The sequence below is a fragment of the Chelativorans sp. Marseille-P2723 genome, from assembly GCF_902809845.1.
Classification (GTDB): domain Bacteria; phylum Pseudomonadota; class Alphaproteobacteria; order Rhizobiales; family Rhizobiaceae; genus Chelativorans.
This window is the reverse complement of the sequence record NZ_CADDWI010000009.1, coordinates 448,003-466,258: the sequence shown is the minus strand read 5'-3', so window position 1 is coordinate 466,258 and position 18,256 is coordinate 448,003. Positions and strand designations below refer to the sequence as shown.

General features: G+C 61.7%; 16 protein-coding genes and 3 pseudogenes. 13 read left to right on the top strand and 6 right to left on the bottom strand.

Annotated features, from left to right (window positions below; translation table 11 throughout):
• The 6 genes and pseudogenes from HUS57_RS09515 (at nt 1) to cydX (ending at nt 7,066) form a co-directional block, all read left to right on the top strand.
• A complete protein-coding gene (locus tag HUS57_RS09515) occupies nt 1-579 on the top strand; it encodes a GbsR/MarR family transcriptional regulator (RefSeq protein ID WP_144705207.1) in 579 nt (192 codons plus the stop codon).
• A gap of 152 nt (nt 580-731) precedes the next feature.
• Nucleotides 732-2,395, top strand: a pseudogene (cydD, locus tag HUS57_RS09510) (thiol reductant ABC exporter subunit CydD); the annotation flags it as partial.
• Nucleotides 2,392-4,099, top strand: a pseudogene (locus HUS57_RS09505) (ATP-binding cassette domain-containing protein). The pseudogenes cydD and HUS57_RS09505, both read left to right, overlap by 4 nt.
• A 67-nt stretch (nt 4,100-4,166) precedes the next feature.
• Nucleotides 4,167-5,744, top strand: coding sequence for a cytochrome ubiquinol oxidase subunit I (locus HUS57_RS09500; RefSeq protein WP_173933080.1), 1,578 nt, complete (start codon nt 4,167-4,169; stop codon nt 5,742-5,744).
• A 4-nt stretch (nt 5,745-5,748) separates the two neighbouring features.
• Entirely contained in the window at nt 5,749-6,906 is a 1,158-nt protein-coding gene (cydB, locus tag HUS57_RS09495) for a cytochrome d ubiquinol oxidase subunit II (protein WP_173933078.1), read from the top strand.
• 16 nt (nt 6,907-6,922) lie between these two features.
• On the top strand, nt 6,923-7,066 hold the full coding sequence (gene cydX, locus HUS57_RS09490; protein ID WP_144705199.1) for a cytochrome bd-I oxidase subunit CydX: 144 nt from the start codon (nt 6,923-6,925) through the stop codon (nt 7,064-7,066).
• Between the two features lie 47 nt (nt 7,067-7,113).
• Here the strand turns inward: cydX and HUS57_RS09485 are convergent, their stop codons facing one another.
• Nucleotides 7,114-7,560 carry a metalloregulator ArsR/SmtB family transcription factor gene (locus tag HUS57_RS09485; protein ID WP_246727814.1) on the bottom strand — a complete coding sequence of 149 codons (447 nt, stop codon included), beginning with the start codon at nt 7,558-7,560 and terminating at the stop codon, nt 7,114-7,116.
• Nucleotides 7,561-7,616: 56 nt separating this feature from the next.
• Here HUS57_RS09485 and HUS57_RS09480 point away from each other — a divergent pair, with 56 nt between their 5' ends.
• From HUS57_RS09480 to HUS57_RS09465, 4 genes are all read left to right on the top strand, one after another.
• A complete protein-coding gene (locus HUS57_RS09480) occupies nt 7,617-7,820 on the top strand; it encodes a DUF2892 domain-containing protein (RefSeq protein WP_173933076.1) in 204 nt (67 codons plus the stop codon).
• A 75-nt stretch (nt 7,821-7,895) separates the two neighbouring features.
• Nucleotides 7,896-8,906, top strand: coding sequence for an efflux RND transporter periplasmic adaptor subunit (locus HUS57_RS09475; RefSeq protein WP_144705270.1), 1,011 nt, complete (start codon nt 7,896-7,898; stop codon nt 8,904-8,906).
• Nucleotides 8,903-12,178, top strand: coding sequence for an efflux RND transporter permease subunit (locus HUS57_RS09470; protein ID WP_173933074.1), 3,276 nt, complete (start codon nt 8,903-8,905; stop codon nt 12,176-12,178). Before HUS57_RS09475 ends, HUS57_RS09470 begins: the two co-directional genes overlap by 4 nt.
• Before the next feature lie 15 nt (nt 12,179-12,193).
• Complete coding sequence (locus tag HUS57_RS09465) at nt 12,194-12,580, top strand: DUF302 domain-containing protein (protein WP_173933073.1); 387 nt, start codon at nt 12,194-12,196, stop codon at nt 12,578-12,580.
• Nucleotides 12,581-12,658: 78 nt separating this feature from the next.
• On the opposite strand, the gene HUS57_RS09460 is transcribed toward HUS57_RS09465, so the two are convergent.
• The 5 genes and pseudogenes from HUS57_RS09460 to HUS57_RS09440 form a co-directional block, all read right to left on the bottom strand.
• Nucleotides 12,659-14,161 (bottom strand): bifunctional aminoglycoside phosphotransferase/ATP-binding protein, encoded by a 1,503-nt coding sequence (locus HUS57_RS09460; protein WP_246727829.1) that lies wholly within the window; start codon nt 14,159-14,161, stop codon nt 12,659-12,661.
• 163 nt (nt 14,162-14,324) lie between these two features.
• Entirely contained in the window at nt 14,325-15,161 is an 837-nt protein-coding gene (locus HUS57_RS09455; RefSeq protein WP_173933069.1) for a universal stress protein, read from the bottom strand.
• 87 nt (nt 15,162-15,248) lie between these two features.
• Nucleotides 15,249-15,698, bottom strand: coding sequence for a pyridoxamine 5'-phosphate oxidase family protein (locus HUS57_RS09450; protein WP_173933067.1), 450 nt, complete (start codon nt 15,696-15,698; stop codon nt 15,249-15,251).
• The gene (locus tag HUS57_RS09445) at nt 15,676-16,311 is read right to left on the bottom strand and encodes a hypothetical protein (protein WP_173933065.1); all 636 of its coding nucleotides are present in this window, start codon (nt 16,309-16,311) and stop codon (nt 15,676-15,678) included. Before HUS57_RS09445 ends, HUS57_RS09450 begins: the two co-directional genes overlap by 23 nt.
• A gap of 84 nt (nt 16,312-16,395) precedes the next feature.
• Nucleotides 16,396-16,566 (bottom strand): annotated as a pseudogene (locus HUS57_RS09440) (inositol monophosphatase family protein); the annotation flags it as partial.
• A 334-nt stretch (nt 16,567-16,900) separates the two neighbouring features.
• On the opposite strand from HUS57_RS09440, the gene HUS57_RS09435 reads away from it, so the two are divergent.
• The 3 genes from HUS57_RS09435 to HUS57_RS17815 all read left to right on the top strand — a co-directional run bounded on the left by HUS57_RS09435 (nt 16,901) and on the right by HUS57_RS17815 (nt 18,116).
• Nucleotides 16,901-17,206 carry a helix-turn-helix transcriptional regulator gene (locus tag HUS57_RS09435; protein WP_173933061.1) on the top strand — a complete coding sequence of 102 codons (306 nt, stop codon included), beginning with the start codon at nt 16,901-16,903 and terminating at the stop codon, nt 17,204-17,206.
• Between the two features lie 188 nt (nt 17,207-17,394).
• Entirely contained in the window at nt 17,395-17,589 is a 195-nt protein-coding gene (locus tag HUS57_RS17820) for a hypothetical protein (protein ID WP_246727813.1), read from the top strand.
• A gap of 8 nt (nt 17,590-17,597) precedes the next feature.
• A complete protein-coding gene (locus HUS57_RS17815; RefSeq protein ID WP_210256068.1) occupies nt 17,598-18,116 on the top strand; it encodes a hypothetical protein in 519 nt (172 codons plus the stop codon).
• Nucleotides 18,117-18,256 lie beyond the last annotated feature (140 nt).

The following is an 18,256-nucleotide window of genomic DNA, read 5'->3' as shown; positions in this document are numbered from 1 at the left end:
GTGAACCTTCCGCCACTCATTCAGGCTTTTGTTCTTCATTTCGGAGAGATGGGGAGTCGCTGGGGTATCAACCGCACGGTCGGCCAGATCTACGCCCTTCTCTATGTCTCACCGAAGCCGCTATGTGCCGACGAGATTGTCGAGGCACTCGGCATTTCACGCTCGAATGTCTCGATGAGCTTGCGCGAATTGCAAGCGTGGCGCCTTGTTCTGCTAAGCCACAAGCCGGGCGATCGTCGTGAGTTCTTCTCCGCGCCGGATGATGTCTGGCAAATCCTGCGCACGCTGATCGAGGAAAGAAAAAAGCGCGAAATCGATCCTACGCTTTCGGTGCTGCGCGAAATTCTGATGCAGGATCCGCAGGGCGAGAGCGAACGCTTCGCGCAGCGACGCATGACCGAGATGCACGGCCTGATCGAGCAACTGACGACCTGGTATGATGATGTCAAGCAGCTCGACACCCAGCGGCTCGCGACCTTGCTTGGGTTGGGTTCCCGCATCTCCAGGTTGCTCGATGCCAGCGACAAGATCGTCTCCGTGGGTCGTCGGAAAACAAAAGACGGGAAGGGGCGAGTGTGACCAAAGCCGGTTCCATCAGCGCGCCGGAAGATAGGCGAGCGGAAGCCGCGGTCATCGGTCCTTGCGATGCATCTCGCGGCGAGGGAGGCGCTGATACCGATCAGTGCCATGCGACCATGCGACCGGCATCGAATGCAAAAGCCCGGACTGGATCGGCTCTTCAAATCTTTGCGTCCACGATCTGGATTCCGCAAGCTTGGCTGCTCGCATCGGCAGTGGGGAACATCGGCGCCGGAGACGCCGCCGCTTCGGTCTGGTGGTATGCGACAGGCGTGTTTGTCCTCGGAGTGCTGAGGTCGGTTCTCGATGCCGCCGGCGCTCGCATAGCCTTTCGTCAGGCGCGTCATAGCCTGTCCGATCTTCGCCGCGATGCCCTGGCCGCTCTCGCGGACCGTTCGCCGATCGACCCCGCCCGTCCTGCCTCCGGCCTCGCAGCGAGCACGCTGGCCGAGCAGGCGGAGGCGATCGTACCACACGTTGCCCGTTTCCAGCCGGCGCGACTGCGTGCGACGATCATGCCGCTGCTGATCTTCGCTTGCGTCTTCGTCTGGTCCTGGGCCGCCGCCCTGGTGCTCCTCATCGCTGCACCCCTGATCCCGATCTTCATGGCGCTCATCGGCTGGCGCGCCAAGGCCGCGAGCAAGGCGCAACTCGTCGAACTGGGGAGCATGAACGCCTTCCTGCTCGACCGGCTGCGTGGTCTTGCCACGATCCGCTCGCTCGGAGCCGTCGACATGACCGCCCGCAGGCTAAGGCTCGATGCGGAAAATCTCCGGCTGCGCACCATGGCGGTGCTGCGGATCGCCTTCCTGTCGTCCGCGGTGCTTGAGTTGTGCTCCGCGCTGGGCGTCGCCATGGTCGCCGTCTACGTCGGTTTCCACCTTCTGGGACAACTCCCCTTTGGCGCCTGGGAGACGACGCTTTCCCTCAAAGAAGGTTTGTTCATTCTGCTGCTCGCGCCCGCCTTCTTCGAACCGTTGCGTGACCTTTCCACCGTCTGGCACGACCGGGCCGCGGGCGAGGCGGCCATGCAGGCGGTTCGCGATCTTGCACAGCAAGGCACGCTACTTCCCGGGGCCCAAGATGAGGATTTGCCATTCGGGCCGGCTCCATCTTCGCCGCCAGGTGTTCGCATCGAAAAGCTTCGCTTTCGCCACGCTTCCAATACCGAGCCTGTCTTCGACGGCTTCGATCTCGACGTCGTCCCCGGCGAGCATGTGGCGCTGCTCGGTTCCAGCGGATCCGGAAAATCGACGCTGCTCGCGCTGCTTTCCGGCTTTGCGCTGCCCGAAAGCGGCCGCATCCTGATCGGAGGAGAGGTCATGTCGCAGCGTACAGCTGCAGCGCTGCGCCGACGCATGGCGTTCATCGGACAACGTCCGCACATTTTCCCCGCGACACTTGCAGGCAATGTCACGCTGGGGCGACCCGGCATAAGCAGGAAGGTGGTCCGAAAGGCCCTGGATCTGGTGGGCCTCGGCGCGGTGGCCGCCAGGAGAGGGGCGGCGCCGGTCGGCGAGGGCGGTGCGCCAGGAGAGGGGCGGCGCCGGTCGGCGAGGGCGGTGTTGGCTTGTCGGGAGGCGAGGCCTCGCGGCTTGCGCTCGCGCGCATTGTCGCAGCCCCCGAAACCGGGCTGATCCTCGCCGACGAACCCACCGCGCATCTCGATGTGGTAACCGCCCGGCAGATCGCCGACGCTCTTCTGGCGCTGGCGGACGGCCGCACTCTGATCGTCGCTACGCATGATCCTGTGCTGGCGGCACGCATGGATCGGATCGTGCGCGTGACACCGGGGCGACTGGAGCGCGCGGCATGACCAGCCTGCGACCGATCCTCGTGCTTTTCCTCTCCGGCAATCGTTTCATGCCGGTTGCCGGTGCGCTTCTTTCAGCCGCCACGGCTCTGGCCGGAGTAGCGCTTCTCGGCCTTTCCGGCTGGTTCATCACAGCCACGGCGATCGCCGGCCTGTCGGTCACGACTGCGCTTGCCTTCGACGTATTCGCCCCGGCAGCAGGTATCCGCTTCCTCGCGCTTGTCCGCACCGCCGCCCGCTATGGCGAGCGATTGACGACGCACGATGCAACCCTCGGCGTACTTGCCGAACTGCGCGAGGGGCTGTTCCGGGGTTGGGCCCGGCCCGACATGGCCGCCGGCCTCATCAAGCGGCCGGCCCGCTTGCTGTTCCGGCTGACGCTCGACATCGACGCGCTGGATTCGCTCTACCTGCGTGTGTTGGTGCCGCTTTTTGGCGCGCTTGTCGTGGCGCTGGCAAGCGGTACCGTGCTGGGGCTGATCGAGCCGCTGTTCGGAACCGCGATTGTCTTTTTGCTCGTGCTGGCGGGGGCTGGAATTCCCACCGTTGCGGCCATTGCCGCGAAAAGGCCGGCGGAGCGACGGGCGCATGGCCTTGAAATCCTGCGCTCACACATCATCGACCTCGTCGCCGGTCATACGGAATTGATCATGGCAGGACAACTTGCTGCCCGGCAGCAAGATGCCGCCACGGTGGACCGCTATCTTGCAGAGAGCGACGACGCGCTCAATCGCATAGAAACCAAGACGGGCATCGCTTTCGGTATTGTCGGGACGCTACTGTTGTCGGCCACCGTCGTCGCCATGACGCTGCTTGCCGAGACAGGTTCCATCGACGCGCCAGTCGCCGCGCTCGGCATTCTCGTGGCGTTCGCGGCCCTGGAACCTTTCACGCCACTGCGCAGAGGCGCCCTTGAGCTGGGGCGCACACTGCTTGCGGCGCGTCGGATCGCGCCGCGTCTGGAGGTTCTTCCTCCCGAATCGGCCGCCCTCGGTCCTCCTGCCGGCCTTTCCGTCTGTCTGGCGCATGCAACGGTCAGGCATGCGGGCGCTTCCGCGCCGACGCTGCGCGATGTCTCGCTTATGATCCGTGACGGCCAGCGAGTCGCGCTCGTGGGACCGAGCGGCGCCGGCAAGTCGACGTTGCTCGCCCTCATTGCCGGGGAAATAGCGGCCGAACACGGTATGGTCGAACGACGGGTGGCAACGCTGCTGACACAGAGGACCGAACTGTTTCAGGACTGCCTGCGCGACAACCTTCGCCTCGCCGATCCGAAGGCCGACGATTCCCGACTGCTTGCCGCACTCGAGGCCGCAGGCCTCAGAGAGGATGTCGAAGCTCTCCCGGAGAAGCTCGATACGCGGCTCGGCGAAGGGGGGTTTGGTCTTTCGGGCGGGCAGGCGCGTCGGCTGGCGCTCGCTCGCCTGTTCCTGCGCGCTGGCGCTCGCTCGCCTGTTCCTGCGCGACGCGCCGCTATGGCTGCTCGACGAGCCGACCGAGGGGCTCGACGGGCCGACGGCGCGTGACGTCCTGATCCGTCTTGCAGCACGGGCCGAAGGGCGTTCGATAGTGTTGGCCACGCATATCCGGCGGGAGGCCGAACTCGCCGACAGCATTGTCATCATGGACAAGGGATCGATCACTACCATCGTCCGGCGCGGCGGGCCGGAATTTGCCTCCCTGCTCGAAGACTTGCGACCGGACTGATGGCGATTGACCGATATCAAAGACTGCCGGCAACACCTTGCGATGATGGGCGAATGGAGAATACTTAATGGACCTGGACATTGTAGATCTTTCGCGGCTGCAATTCGCCATCACCGCGCTTTACCATTTCCTCTTCGTGCCCCTGACGCTCGGCCTTTCTGTGCTGCTGGCGATCATGGAGACAGTCTACGTCATGACGGGGCGACCGATCTGGCGCCAGATGACTAAGTTCTGGGGCACGCTGTTCGGCATCAACTTTGTGCTCGGCGTCGCCACCGGCCTTGTCATGGAATTCCAGTTCGGCATGAACTGGAGCTATTATAGCCATTATGTCGGCGACATCTTCGGCGCTCCGCTGGCGATCGAAGGGCTGATGGCCTTCTTCCTCGAAGCGACCTTCGTCGGCCTCTTCTTTTTCGGATGGGATAAACTGTCCAGGGTCGGTCACCTCGCCGCCACCTGGGCCGTGGCTCTCGGCTCGAATCTTTCGGCGCTATGGATTCTCATTGCCAATGGCTGGATGCAGAACCCGGTCGGTTCCGTCTTCAATCCGCAGACCATGCGCATGGAAGTGAACGACTTCTATGCGGTGCTTTTCAATCCGGTGGCGCAGGCGAAGTTCGTGCACACGATTTCCGCCGGCTACGTCACCGCCGCGGTTTTCGTCCTCGGCGTCTCGGCCTGGTATGTGCTCAAGGAACGGCATTCCGAATTGGCCAAGCGCTCGATGACGGTTGCGGCCTCGTTCGGCCTTGCCGCGGCGCTGTCGGTCGTCGTTCTCGGCGACGAGAGCGGCTATCTGTCGACCGAGCACCAGAAGATGAAGCTGGCGGCCATGGAGGGCATGTGGGAGACCGAACCTGCGCCCGCCGCCTTCACCCTGTTCGGGCTTCCCGACCAGGAGGCTCGCGAAACCCATTATGCGGTCAGGATTCCATGGGTGATGGGCCTGATCGGCACGCGCTCGCTGACCGCCGAAATCCCCGGCATAGACGAACTGGTGGAGCATGCCGAGACACGCATTCGTCGGGGCGTCACGGCTTTCGACGCACTCCAGCAGATCCGGGAGACGAATGGCGGGGCCAATGTTGCACCGGAAGTGCGCACGGCCTTCGAGAACAATGGCCGCGACCTCGGATATGCCCTTCTTCTCAAGCGTTATGTCGACGATCCGCGTCAGGCGACTGAAGACCAGATCCATCAGGCGGCGCTGGACACGGTTCCCCACGTTCCAACGCTGTTCTGGTCGTTTCGCATCATGGTCGGTCTGGGCTTTTTCTTCATTGCCCTGATGGCCGTGTTCTTCTACCTCTCGGCGCGCCGCCGGCTCGACCGCTATCCTTTCCTCCTGCGCGTCGCCGTCTTCTCGATACCCCTGCCATGGATCGCGGCCGAACTGGGCTGGATCGTCGCGGAATTCGGTCGCCAGCCCTGGATCATCGAGGGCGTGCTGCCGACCGCCGCAGCGGTCTCCAATCTGGGGGCCGCGACGGTGCTCGCCACCATCGCCGGCTTCGTGCTGATTTACACGGTGCTGTTCATCATCGAGATGGCTTTGATGATCAGGGCGATCCGCCACGGACCGGAGCCCGATGACGAGCCCGAGGCCAAACTTGTTCCGACCTCGTTCGCTGCTGCGGAGTAGAACTATGATCCTGCATCAATATATCGATTACGAAATTCTCCGCGTCGCCTGGTGGCTGCTGCTCGGTGTGCTGCTCATCGGCTTTGCCGTGATGGACGGCTTCGATCTGGGCACGGGATTCCTGTTGCCTTTCGTGGCCAGAACGGATGTCGAGCGCCGTGTCGTCATCAATTCCGTCGGCCCGGTTTGGGAAGGCAATCAGGTGTGGCTGGTCCTCGGCGGCGGTGCGATCTTCGCCGCCTGGCCGCCGCTCTACGCCGTCTCCTTCTCCGGCTTCTACCTCGCGATGTTCGCCATCCTGTTCGCCCTCATCCTGCGCCCTGTCGGCTTCAAATACCGATCCGAGCGCGAGAGCGCGGCATGGCGTACAGCCTGGGACTGGGCTCTCTTCATCGGCGGCGGCGTGCCGGCGCTCGTCATGGGTGTAGCCGTCGGCAACGTCCTGCAAGGAGTTCCGTTTCGGTTCGAAAGCGATCTGCGCATCTTCTATGAGGGCACGACATTGTTTGAACTTCTGAACCCGTTCGGGTTGCTGGCTGGCCTCCTGTCCGTCGCCATGCTGGTCATGCACGGGGCGGCCTGGCTTGTTCTGAAGACGGAAGGCCCGGTCGCCGACCGCTCGCGTGCCTACGGAAGCATTGCCGCGCTCGTGACCATCGCCCTGTTCGCGATCGGCGGGCTGTGGCTCTGGCTCGGCATCGACGGCTATCGTATCACCAGCGAGGTCGTCACGACCGGCCCCTCCAACCCCCTCGCCAAGACGGTGGAGCGGGCGCCAGGTATCTGGTTCGAGAACTATGCCACCCATCCATGGATGGTGCCCGGCCCGGCGATGGGTTTTGCCGGGGCGGCGGGCGCCTATGCTTTTATGCGCGCGAGGCGCGAGGTTGCGGCGATCCTTGCCTCGTCCGTCTCCATCCTCGGCATCATCTCGACGGTCGGGCTGTCGATGTTTCCTTTCATCCTGCCGTCATCGATCCAGCCGCAGGCCAGCCTGACCGTCTGGGACGCTTCGTCGAGCCATATGACGCTCTTCATCATGCTGGTCGTCAGCGTGGTTTTCGTGCCGATCGTGGTCGCCTACACCGCCTGGGTCTATCGCGTGCTGTGGGGCAAGGTGGACGAGAAGTCGATCACTGACGGCTCAGGCCACGCCTATTGAACAAGGGAAATTCGCAATGTGGTATTTTGCATGGTTGCTTGGCCTGCCCCTTGCCGCGGCCGTCGCCGTCCTCAACGCTATGTGGTACGAACTGATGGATGATGCGGCAAAGAAGCAGGCGGTTACAGTCTCCGGAAGAGCAGGGAAGGCTGGCGAATGACAGGACGGCCCGACCTGGATGTCGGGCGAACTAGCCTGGTCTGGCCGTCAGTCCGCCGCCTCGTTTCCCCTTTGGCCGGGTCGGGGGGCTGAGGGTTGCTTTCTGCAATAGGCGGTGTGGAGCGCTTCGATCACCGTCAGGACCTGTGGCTGGGTAATGCTGTAGAAGACCGCCGTTCCCTCACGGCGGGCCTCGACGAGCCCGTCCGCCCTCAGGCGCATCAGTTGCTGCGACATCGGCACCTGCTCGATCCCTAGTTCCTGACGCAATTCAGCAACCGACTTCTCGCCATCCACCAGCGCGCAAAGCACCAGCAGTCGTTGGGGATGAGACAGGCTGCGCATCAGCTCGGCGGCGGATTCGGAAGCGGGAATCATATCCATAACATTCATGTTCTTGAATTTAAGTTCTTTGAATGTTATATGCAAGCCACGATTTTGCCTGCTGTGCGGACCGCAGGACCACTGCTGGCCGGCGGGTTTGAGCCGGATCAATGCGGGATGGCTTCCAGGGTCGCACAAGTGGGTTCGATAACAAAAGGATTACTCAAATGACGCTCGATCGTGCGGTGATGATGTTCGCGGGGTTCATGGTTCTTCTTTCCCTGGCGCTCGGCTTCTACGTGTCGCCCTGGTGGTATCTGCTGAATGCCTTTGTCGGCCTGAATCTCATGCAGGCATCTCTCACAGGCTTCTGCCCTGCGGCCATGGTCTTCCGAAAGCTTGGGGTGAAGACAGGCTGCGCGTTCAAGTAGTCCAACGAGCCGCCTCGTTACATTCAAAGTAGTTGCAGCAGTTGCGCATTGCCGCCTGAAAAAGCGATGAAATACATGATTCGAGCCGTTGTTCAATTTGCCGCAGCGCTTGCAGCGACTGCACCCTTTGTCGTCTCGATGTCCTTTGCCGCCGAGTTCCTCGTGCAACCGCTGACGGTTCCCGAGATGAAGGCCGTGTTCGGCCGCGTGGAAAGCCGGATAGTCGTGCCGGGACGCGCCCGGATAGGCGGTGTCGTGCAGGACGTTCGGGTTGGCGAGGGAGATCAGGTCTCCAAGGGCGACGTCATCGCGCTGATCGTCGACGACAAGCTCGCTCTGCAATTGAGGGCTGCCGACGCCCGCCTCGAAGCGCTCAACTCGCAACTCGCGAATGCGCGTCTCGAGCTGGAGCGCGCCGAACAGTTGCGGGCGTCCGGCACCGGGACCCAGACCCGTGTCGACCAGGCCAGGACGCAGTTCGAGGTCGCCACCAATCAGGCCGCTGCCGCGGTTGCGGAGAAGGCGGTTGTCGAGCAAAGCGCGAAGGAAGGTGAAGTCCTTGCTCCCGCAACGGGTAGGGTCCTCACCGTCCCCGTAACCCTCGGATCCGTCATCATGGCAGGTGAGGACATCGCGCGTATCGCACCCGGGCCATATTATCTGCGCCTTTCCTTGCCGGAACGGCATGCGGCCGAGATCGTGGAGGGCGCAGAGGTCGTCATTGGCGAGCGTGGACTGGTGCAACGCGCCGGCGAGCTCGAGACAGTCCGTTCCGGCCGCATCAGCAAGGTCTATCCGGAAATCGACGAAGGGCGCGTGATCGCCGACGTCGAGATTGAGGGCATCGGCGACTATTTCGTCAACGAGCGCACGCTGGTGTCCATCCCCGTGGGCAAGCGATCCGCACTTGCCGTCCCGCCCGAAGCGGTGCGCACCGTGCATGGCGTCGACTATGTGCGTGTCGCCACGGCCGAAGGCGAGATGGACGTCGCCGTGATCCTTGGCGAAATTGTCGGGGACGGCGACGTAAAGCACGTCGAGGTGCTGTCCGGCCTGCGCGTCGGCGACCGGGTCGTGCTGCCATGAAGCTTGGGATCGCCGGCGGACTCACCCGCGCCTTCATCGTTTCGCCGCTTACGCCGCTTTTCCTGCTGGCCGCACTTGCCCTCGGCCTGGTCGCCCTCATCACGCTACCGCGCGAGGAGGAACCGCAGATTTCCGTGCCGATGGTCGACATTCATGTCAACGCCAACGGCCTGAAGGCGGAAGATGCCGTCAAACTCGTCACGGAGCCTCTCGAAACCATCATCAAGAGCATCGATGGTGTGGAGCATGTCTATTCACAGACGGACGACGACGGCGCGCTCGTCACCGCCCGCTTCGAGGTGGGCACCGATTCCGATGCGGCCATGCTGCGGGTCCATGAGAAGGTTCGCGCCAACATGGACCGCATTCCGGTCGGCATCCCCGAGCCGTTGATCGTCGGCCGCGGCATCGACGACGTGGCGATCGTCGTGGTCACGTTGCGCCCGACTGCGCAGGCCGCCGGGCGCTGGACAGCAAATGACCTTACCCGCCTCGCCCGCGAGCTTCAGGTGGAAGTGTCGAAGCTGCCCGATATCGGGCTCACCTACATCGTCGGCGAACAGCCCGAACAGTTCCGCGTCGAACCGGACCCGGAGCGGCTTTCCCTCTTCGGCATCACCTTGCAGCAGCTTGCCGCCAAGGTCGAAGGCGCCAACCGCTCGTTCCGGATCGGCACGATCCGTGATGACGGCGGCCAGCACCCCGTCATCGCAGGCCAGACGCTTCAGACGTTACCCGAAATCGGCAACCTTCTGCTTACGGCGCGCGACGGCCGCCCCGTCTACGTCCGAGATGTGGCCGATATGGTCTTGGCCACCACGCCGGCCGAAAGCAGCGTGATGGACATTCGCAGGGCCGGCGAAGGACTTGAACGGGCCCCTGCGGTCTCTCTCGCCATCGCCAAGCGTCCCGCCACCAATGCCGTCGTGATCGCCGAGGAGATCGTGCACAGGCTGGAGCAGGTGCGCGGCCAGATCTTTCCGTCCGACGTGGAAATGACGGTCACGCGCAACTATGGCGAGACCGCCGACGAGAAAGCCAACGAGCTGCTCTTCCACCTCGGGCTGGCGACAGTCTCGATCGTCGTTCTGGTCGCGATCGCTATCGGCTGGCGCGAGGCTCTGGTGGTCGCCGTCGTCATTCCCACGACCATCCTGCTTACGCTCTTCGCTTCTTGGATCATGGGCTATACGCTCAACCGGGTTTCGCTGTTCGCGCTGATCTTTTCGATCGGGATCCTGGTCGACGACGCCATCGTCGTCATCGAGAACATCGCACGCCATTGGGCCATGCAGGACGGCCGCTCGCGCATCCAGGCGGCGATAGACGCCGTCGCCGAGGTCGGCAATCCGACGATCGTCGCCACGCTGACGGTGGTCGCGGCTCTCCTGCCGATGCTGTTCGTCTCAGGCATGATGGGGCCCTATATGAGCCCGATTCCCGCCAATGCCTCCGCGGCCATGCTGTTCTCGTTCTTCGTCGCCGTCATGCTGACGCCGTGGCTCATGATCAGGATCGGCAGGGAACACGCGGGACCGCAAGGGGAGGGCGCTTCTCCGGCTGCTCACGAGGAGGCAGGCGGCCGTCTCGGACGTCTCTATGTCGCGGTTGCCACGCCCGTTCTTGCAAGCCGCCCACGCGCCTGGGCGTTTCTGCTCGTGGTCGGGCTGGCGACTTTCGCCTCGCTCGGGCTTCTCTACACTCAGCATGTCACGGTCAAGCTGCTTCCGTTCGACAACAAGTCCGATCTCCAGGTCGTGCTCGACCTGCCGAAGGGCTCCTCCGTCGAAGATACCGACCGGGCGTTGCAATCCGTGGTGGACAGGCTTGTCGAAGTTCCGGAGATCGTTTCCTTCCAGACCTATGCCGGTACCGCCGCACCCTTCGATTTCAACGGGTTGGTGCGTCACTACTATCTGCGGGGCAATCCCGAGCAAGGACAGGTTGCGGTGAATCTCTCCCCCAAGGGGGAGCGCGGCCGGGCGAGCCATGCGATCGCGCTCGACATGCGCGAGCGGATCAAGGACCTCGATTTGCCCAACGATACTGCCGTGAAGGTCGTGGAGCCGCCGCCGGGGCCTCCCGTCATCGGGACCCTGCTTGCCGAGATCTACGGCCCGGACCCGCAGACCCGGCGCGCCGTCGCCGGCAAGGTACGGGAGGCCTTCGAGAGCGTGCCCTTCATCGTCGACGTCGACGACAGCTACCACAACCAGCCGGAGCGGGTGCGCCTCGCCATCGACCAGGACAATCTCGAATATTACCGGGTCGAGCAGTCGGATGTATATGACACGCTGCGCTACCTCTATGGCGGGGCAACCGTCGGCTATTCGCATCGCAGCGAAGGGCGCCAGCCGATCCCGATCCGGCTCGCGCTCCCGAAGGAACACGGCACGATCGACGAACGCGCGCTGGCAACCCCGGTTCCGGCCAACGCGCTGCCCGGCGGCCGCGGCGTGGTCGAACTCGGCGACGTCGTCACCGTTGCGCGTGAGCCTGCATCCTATCCGATCTTCCGGCACAATGGCCGGGCTGCCGAGATGGTGATGGCGGAGCTTGCCGGCGCCTATGAAGCGCCGATCTACGGCATGCTCGCCGTGCAGGAAGCGATCGACAGGATCGACTGGGGCAACCTGCCCAAGCCGGCGATCGTCCTGCATGGCCAGCCGGACGACGAGAGCCATCCGACGCTTCTGTGGGACGGCGAATGGGACGTGACCTGGGTGACGTTCCGCGACATGGGCGCAGCCTTCATGGTGGCGATCCTCGGAATCTACATCCTCGTCGTCGCCCAGTTCGGCTCGTTCAAGCTGCCGCTCGTTATCCTGACGCCGATTCCGCTGACCTTCATCGGCATCCTCGGCGGGCACTGGCTGTTCGACGCTCCGTTCACCGCGACCTCCATGATCGGATTCATTGCGCTTGCCGGCATCATCGTGCGCAACTCGATCCTGCTGGTGGATTTCATCCGGCACGCGCGCAGGCCCGACAGGCCGCTGATCGACGTCCTTCTGGAAGCCGGCGCGATCCGCTTCAAGCCGATCCTGCTGACCGCGATCGCCGCCATGATCGGTGCTGCCGTCATCCTCACCGATCCGATCTTCCAGGGTCTGGCGATCTCGCTCCTGTTCGGGCTCGCATCCTCCACAGCACTGACCGTGCTCGTCATTCCGGCGATCTACATCGTGCTGAGAGGAGGACGGAGCTCCATCGAGGCCGCTTCGCCACCCGATCCCCATGGGCCGGAGCATGCCGGTTTAGCATCGACATGACAAAGGAGACCGACTGTGAACTACTATTTCTCCCGGACGCTTCAATGTTCATTTGACGACGCCGTGCGGCGCACGACAGACGCGCTCAGCAAGGCCGGCTTCGGCATCATCACCGAGATTGACCTGAAGGAGACTTTCAAGAAGAAGCTCGGCGCCGACTATCGCAACTACCGCATCCTGGGTGCCTGCAATCCGGCGATCGCACACGACGCGCTTGAGATCGAGGACAAGATCGGCACCATGTTGCCGTGCAACGTCATCGTCCAGGACGCAGGCGCGGGCAATGTTGAGGTCGCAGCGATCGACCCGGTTGCGTCTATGACTGCGGTCGACAACCCCGCACTGAAGGCGCCAGCCACGAAAGTGCGCGAGATGCTGAAAGGCGTCGTCGAGAGCTTGTAGGCGGTTGCAAAGAGCATCGCAGAGTAGATCCGGGTATGATGCCAGGGCCAACGCTGCGACACGAAATGATGGAAGCGATCAGATTGCCTCGACCGCCAAGGCGATAATATTAGAAACGACATGCGCCGGCCTGCGAGCCGCATCGAGGCGATGCCAGGTGATCGCGCCCGCGTCTCTTTCGAGCTGACGCGACAGGATGTCAACAGTCGCGTCGGACGGCCCGGCGCGCCGCTGCTCCACGCGGCGCCACATCACTTCGGGAGAGACGTCCAGCCATACTCCGAGGAAGGGCACGCGCCGTTCCGCGGCCACCTTCTCAATGCGCAAACGATCCGGCGGTCGATCGAAGACTGCGTCTGCGACAACGGATCCGCCTTCGGCCAAAATGAGATCTGCTCGCCAGGCCATCTCCCGATAAACGCGCTCAGAGACCTCCTGTCGATAGGCCTTGTCAGGCAGACGCGTCTCAGGTGGCACGCCGTGTAGCGCCTTTCGAATGCGGTCGCTCTCAACGATACGCGCACCGGGCGCCGCGCCAATATGAGGGGCAAGTGCCTCGGCGACCGTGGTCTTGCCTGAGCCGCTCAAGCCGCCAATGGCAATGAGATGCGGAGGACGCTCTTCAAGAAGCTCGGTGGCAAGGTCAAAGTAAGCTCGTGCTTCGGTGCGCAAGGTGCCCGATGGATCGCGGCTCTCTTCCACCTGAGTGCCGGTGACATGAGCACGTACGGCGGCCCTGATTGCCATCAGGAATGGCAGAAGGACAAAACCATCCTCATTGTCTGTCTCGTCGAGATAGCGGTTTGCTACAAGGTTGGCCAGCTCCAGAAAGTCGCGGTGCCATAGGTCCATTAGCAGGAAAGCCAGGTCGTAGAGCACGTCTACCGTCGCGATCTGGTCGTTGAACTCGATGCAATCGAACAGGCAGGGCTGCCCGTCGAGCAGGCAGATGTTGCGCAAATGGAGATCGCCGTGACAACGTCGCACCTTACCGGCCGCCTCCCGCTGATCCAGCACGTCCGCATGACGCTTCAGCGCGCCGCGAAATGCAGCATCGAGATTTTCTACTTCCTTTTCGCCGAAAACACGACTGGTGGCGAACCCCGCCTTGTTGATGTCAAGCACCGCCGCGAGGTTCGCTGCGCCTCTCCCAGCATGAACGGATGGAGCCTGGGCGTGGAAGTGTGCGATCATGCGCGCCGTTTGCGTCATCAAATCGGGTGTGAGTGCGCCTGCTTCTGCCATACGGTCAAGCAGGAGCGCCTGGTCGAAACGCTTCATTTCAATAACGGCGTCAACCAGTTCGCCATCGCCGTCAAATGCAAATACGCCCTCCGCCTCGCGGGTGATGCGTTTGACGCCGAGGTAAAGACCCGGAGCCGTTGCGGAATTCAGGTCGACCTCCTTGCGACAGGCGGCGAGCCGCAATTCCGGCGTCGAGAAATCGACGTAGGGCAGTTTCACCGCACGCTTCATCTTGAAGGCGCGATCGCCGGCCAGGAAAATCCAGGAGATATGCGTTTCGATGGATCCGATCGGGGCGAGAGTTGCTGCTGAGATGGATTTCGCGAGAAAGGCAATCGCGCCTCCCTGGTCCTCTATGTTCAATAGATCCTCCTGGGCGGCCCGTCCGAACGCAGCGGATACGCCCAATGGACGCTCCAACTTCAGAATCTGATCGTGCCGATTGCTGACCTGGCGACAACCAACACTTCGCTCCCACATCCGGCCCCTTGTGAGCTAATTAACGCGTCATCAGAACGGCAAGAGGCGGTTCATCGACCATCGATCGTGTAACGCCACCGAATATGCGCTGACGCAGTCTCGAGTGACCATATGCACCCATCACAAGCAGGTCTGCCGCCGCGTCGATTGCGTGCTGGCGTAGGGTCTCGGCGACCGTCCTGCCTTGGCTCGGCAGCCGATCGACCGTCACCTTGACGCCGTGCCTCGCCAGATACGTCGCAATATCTGCTCCCGGCTCTGCGCCCTGTCCGCCCTCGTCCCCGATCGGATCGACGAGAACCACATGAACGGCATCGGCCGCACTTAGCAAATCCATGGCGCTTGTTACGGCGTTCGATGCCTCCAGGCGCGAATCCCACGCGATCATCACGCGCTTCGGTCTTAGACTTGCCTTTGAACCTTCTGGCGCCAAAAGCACAGGCTTTCCGGAAGAAAACAATGCTCCCTCTAGTACCCTGCCCTTCAGGACAGGGTGAGAAAGAAGTTCCGGCCCGAGCAAGACGATATCCGTATATCTTGCCCGTTGACCGATCGTCTCGTCCGCCCAGGTCTCTTCCTGATACTCGCTCGAGATGTCTGAAGAAACAGCGTTTGCAGCTAGAAAGGCCGATACTTCAGCGGTACGCTGCTGCAGTTTATCCATATCGGCTTGGCGTTCCTCGAGCCAGGCTTCCGACATCACGGCCGCATAGCCACCGATCGGCGGCGGCGCAGCCAGAGCCATGACGAGTACCGCCAGGTGCGCGTCGACTTCCTGGCAAAGTGTTACTGCCATCCGCAGATCGCTGTCGCCCAGGTCCGAACCGGTTACAGTGAGGACTGTCTTGAACTCCATAGAACTTACCTCCGATTGCGAGCTTACAATCTCTGAAATGATATCTGCAGACGTGTTGCCGGGGCATTCATTCCAACTCACTGAGCTTTACGCCTCTTTCGCTTCGCGGCCGTAAAGCTGGTCAACGAACACACGAAAGAAGATGTGCTCTGAATGATCAGATAGGGGAGGCGTCACCGGCTTGAGTGCGCCGGGCTCCCACCAGTCAGCATGCGTGCTGAGCAGCGACCAGGCATGATCTCGTTCCCTTTTGTGACCGATACGATCCGGCAATTCCTCAAAACGCCCTTCGACGTGGACACTTTTCCATTCTCTGCCTCGTCCCCATTCCTCCACGATGAGTGAGACCACGGGATTTGCCCGCATGAACTCTATTTTCTTGCCGGGCATCGAGAATGCGTAAAGATGACCGTCGGCATAGGCGAAATAGATCGGCACAACATATGGTTTTCCGTCCTTCGCGCATGCCAGGTGGGCTAGTCGACCATCCGACAGCAGCCGGGTACATTCGAGGTTACTCAAAGATCGAACATGCATTTGCTCTCGTCTCCCGATCTATCGACCAAGAAGCCTGCTCGCTTGTATGCTGGCCGGCTACATTGGTGGCAGATTTGCCGATAGTTAACCGTGATGAACTTCCACCCAAATGCCGACGGGCCATAGTAAGGCGGCAGAGGATTGTCTCGCGATCGCAATCGCAGATCCAGGCGGTTTCCTCGAGGCTGAAGCTCCAAACTTCCGTCAGCGATACAGCGACTCTCTCAGTCCGCGGAAGTCGCACGAACCGGGACACGAAGGCATCGTCTCCTGATAAAATCGGTCGCCTTTCAAAATTCATGATCGGTATCGTTTCGCGGCTCCCCTGCATTACGAATTGACGATACAGGGCGCGAAAAGCGGTGACTTTGAAGTCAAGACGATTCTTTTTGAAACGGCCGGACCAGATTTCGATCAAGGTCGAGCAGACAAGCTCGTCGGCTTGCTTGAGATCCTGGACGAGGCAAAAACCAAATGCTCGTAACGCAGGAAGCAGCGTCAGGAGACTAGTCTTCGGCTCGGCATGCATGATGCAGTTCTCACAGAAGCAACATTCCCTAAATTCAGCTCCATCATCACCACCGTCACTGCCGGACGCATTGAGCGGGATCAAATTGGATCGTGAAACTGCAACAGCAACCGAACCAGATGAACCAAATGAAAAGCGAATTGTTGCGCCGAGCCGGGGGCGGAATGGCTATTGCCGTCCGGTGCAGACGAAGGAAGTGTTCTCCCATCTCGGCTTACCATACATTAGAGGGTGGCCGTCTACGGTGCGCACGCTGGCACCAGCTGCCTCAAGGATGGCGTATGGCGCAGCAGTGTCCCATTCCATGGTGCGACCGGGCCGAGCATATAAATCGCCTTTTATCCATTGTAGGAACAATGCAACGCGATCAATCCATTTGCCTTGACATACATCAAAGTGTGGAGCGCAGGTCGAATGAAGCGCGGCCATCTTGATCCTTGATCCGCGTCAATTCGGATGCCTCATCACGGTGGCAGAATGCAAATGAAGCCAGAGCTCGGCAACGGTGCGTTACGCTAGTCACGTGGCCTGCTGCGATCATAGTGGCGAAGGATGGATTTCGGCCATAAGCGTCTATCGCCTGATGTTGCGATCATAGAGGTGATCCGGAAAGAGAGCCCGCATCAATAACGTTGGCCATGACGATAAAACCCGAGTGAAGAGATCTGGATCAATGACAATTACGCCTGAACAATGCAAGGCAGCGCGGATCCTTGCAAAGATCGATCGGAATACATTGGCGAGGGAGGCGGATGTTGCTGCTAACAGCATCAGCGCGTTCGAGTCCGGGGTTGCGATGACGGATGGTCCACTCACCGGAACTCTGCAAAAGGCTCTTGAATCCCTCGGCGTGATCTTTCTACCGGAAGAAAGCGGTCACGGCGTCGGCGTGCGCCTCAAGTTCGATCGCACTGGTGCAAAGCAGATCTCCCGCTGGGAGACGGAGGGAGGGGCTGCAGCGGACGACGACGTACCCTAAGTCGTCCGGATGGGTGGCTGCAGAAGCTTCCGCCAACTCAGGATCGGCTCCGGACAACGCCATGGTCGCTGCAACATACGCATTCAATCGACATATCGCCGACAGACTGCGCGACGATGCTAATCTCTTAGTGAGCCCTGGGGGAGGTAGGCTACCGCTCGCGTGCCTACCATCGCGCCGCCGATGTCTTGGCAACCCTTGATCGACCAGTCGATGAAATTCTCGCCCATGAAGGACGTGCCGGTCTGATCGCTCTGCCGACGATCGGCGTTGCAATCGCTGGTGCGATTGCCGAGATGGTGACTACCGGGCACTGGTCGCAACTGGAACGACTGAGGGGGATCTGGCGCCGGAGGCGTTGTTCCGCACGATTCCTGGAATAGGCAGGAAATTGGCAACGCGACTCGCAGAGGAAGGGCAGCTTGAGAGCCTGGAGGATCTGGAACATGCCTTGCATTTCGGCAATCTGTTCGTCGAGGGGCTTGGTCCCCGGCGCAAGCAGATGATCGCCGCCATTCTCGCGGAGCGCCTCGGACGTCCGCTTATTACCCGGAGCCGAAAGGCGAATTCACCGCCGCGCGCCTTGCTGCTCGAGATCGATCGCGCATACCGAGAGCGCGCGAGCTCGGGCCTTCTGCGTAAGATCGCGCCCCGACGCTTCAATCCGATCGCAGAAGCTTGGCTTCCCGTGATGCATGTGTCGCGGGAGGGCTCGGATTTCACCGCGCTCTACTCCAACAGCAAGCGTGCACACGAGCTGAACAAAACCGGTGATTGGGTTGTAATCCATTACCAACGGGACGGCGCTTCCGAAGGTCGCGTCACCGTGGTGACGCAAGTCCTCGATCCCGTGGGAGCCCATCGCGTTGTGCATGGCCTTGACGGCGTCTCAGGTGCAAAAGACGGCTGAGGTGCGCGGTACCGGATCCGGGCGCCGAAAAGCAACACCGGACTAGGAGCAACGCGATCTCGCTACCCTCATCCGGTGGGGTAGTGAGGTAACCAACAGACCGGGAGCATGCGGCGTGCAGGCGACGGATGCCCAGAATT

What these genes read in the sequence shown, in the direction of transcription:
- HUS57_RS09500 (WP_173933080.1), top strand. Translation starts at nt 4,167, where the DNA reads ATGGACCTGGACATTGTAGATCTTTCGCGGCTGCAATTCGCCATCACC.
- cydB (WP_173933078.1), top strand. Translation starts at nt 5,749, where the DNA reads ATGATCCTGCATCAATATATCGATTACGAAATTCTCCGCGTCGCCTGG.
- cydX (WP_144705199.1), top strand. Translation starts at nt 6,923, where the DNA reads ATGTGGTATTTTGCATGGTTGCTTGGCCTGCCCCTTGCCGCGGCCGTC.
- HUS57_RS09480 (WP_173933076.1), top strand. Translation starts at nt 7,617, where the DNA reads ATGACGCTCGATCGTGCGGTGATGATGTTCGCGGGGTTCATGGTTCTT.
- HUS57_RS09475 (WP_144705270.1), top strand. Translation starts at nt 7,896, where the DNA reads ATGATTCGAGCCGTTGTTCAATTTGCCGCAGCGCTTGCAGCGACTGCA.
- HUS57_RS09470 (WP_173933074.1), top strand. Translation starts at nt 8,903, where the DNA reads ATGAAGCTTGGGATCGCCGGCGGACTCACCCGCGCCTTCATCGTTTCG.
- HUS57_RS09455 (WP_173933069.1), bottom strand. Translation starts at nt 15,161, where the DNA reads ATGGAGTTCAAGACAGTCCTCACTGTAACCGGTTCGGACCTGGGCGAC.
- HUS57_RS09450 (WP_173933067.1), bottom strand. Translation starts at nt 15,698, where the DNA reads ATGCATGTTCGATCTTTGAGTAACCTCGAATGTACCCGGCTGCTGTCG.
- HUS57_RS09435 (WP_173933061.1), top strand. Translation starts at nt 16,901, where the DNA reads ATGACAATTACGCCTGAACAATGCAAGGCAGCGCGGATCCTTGCAAAG.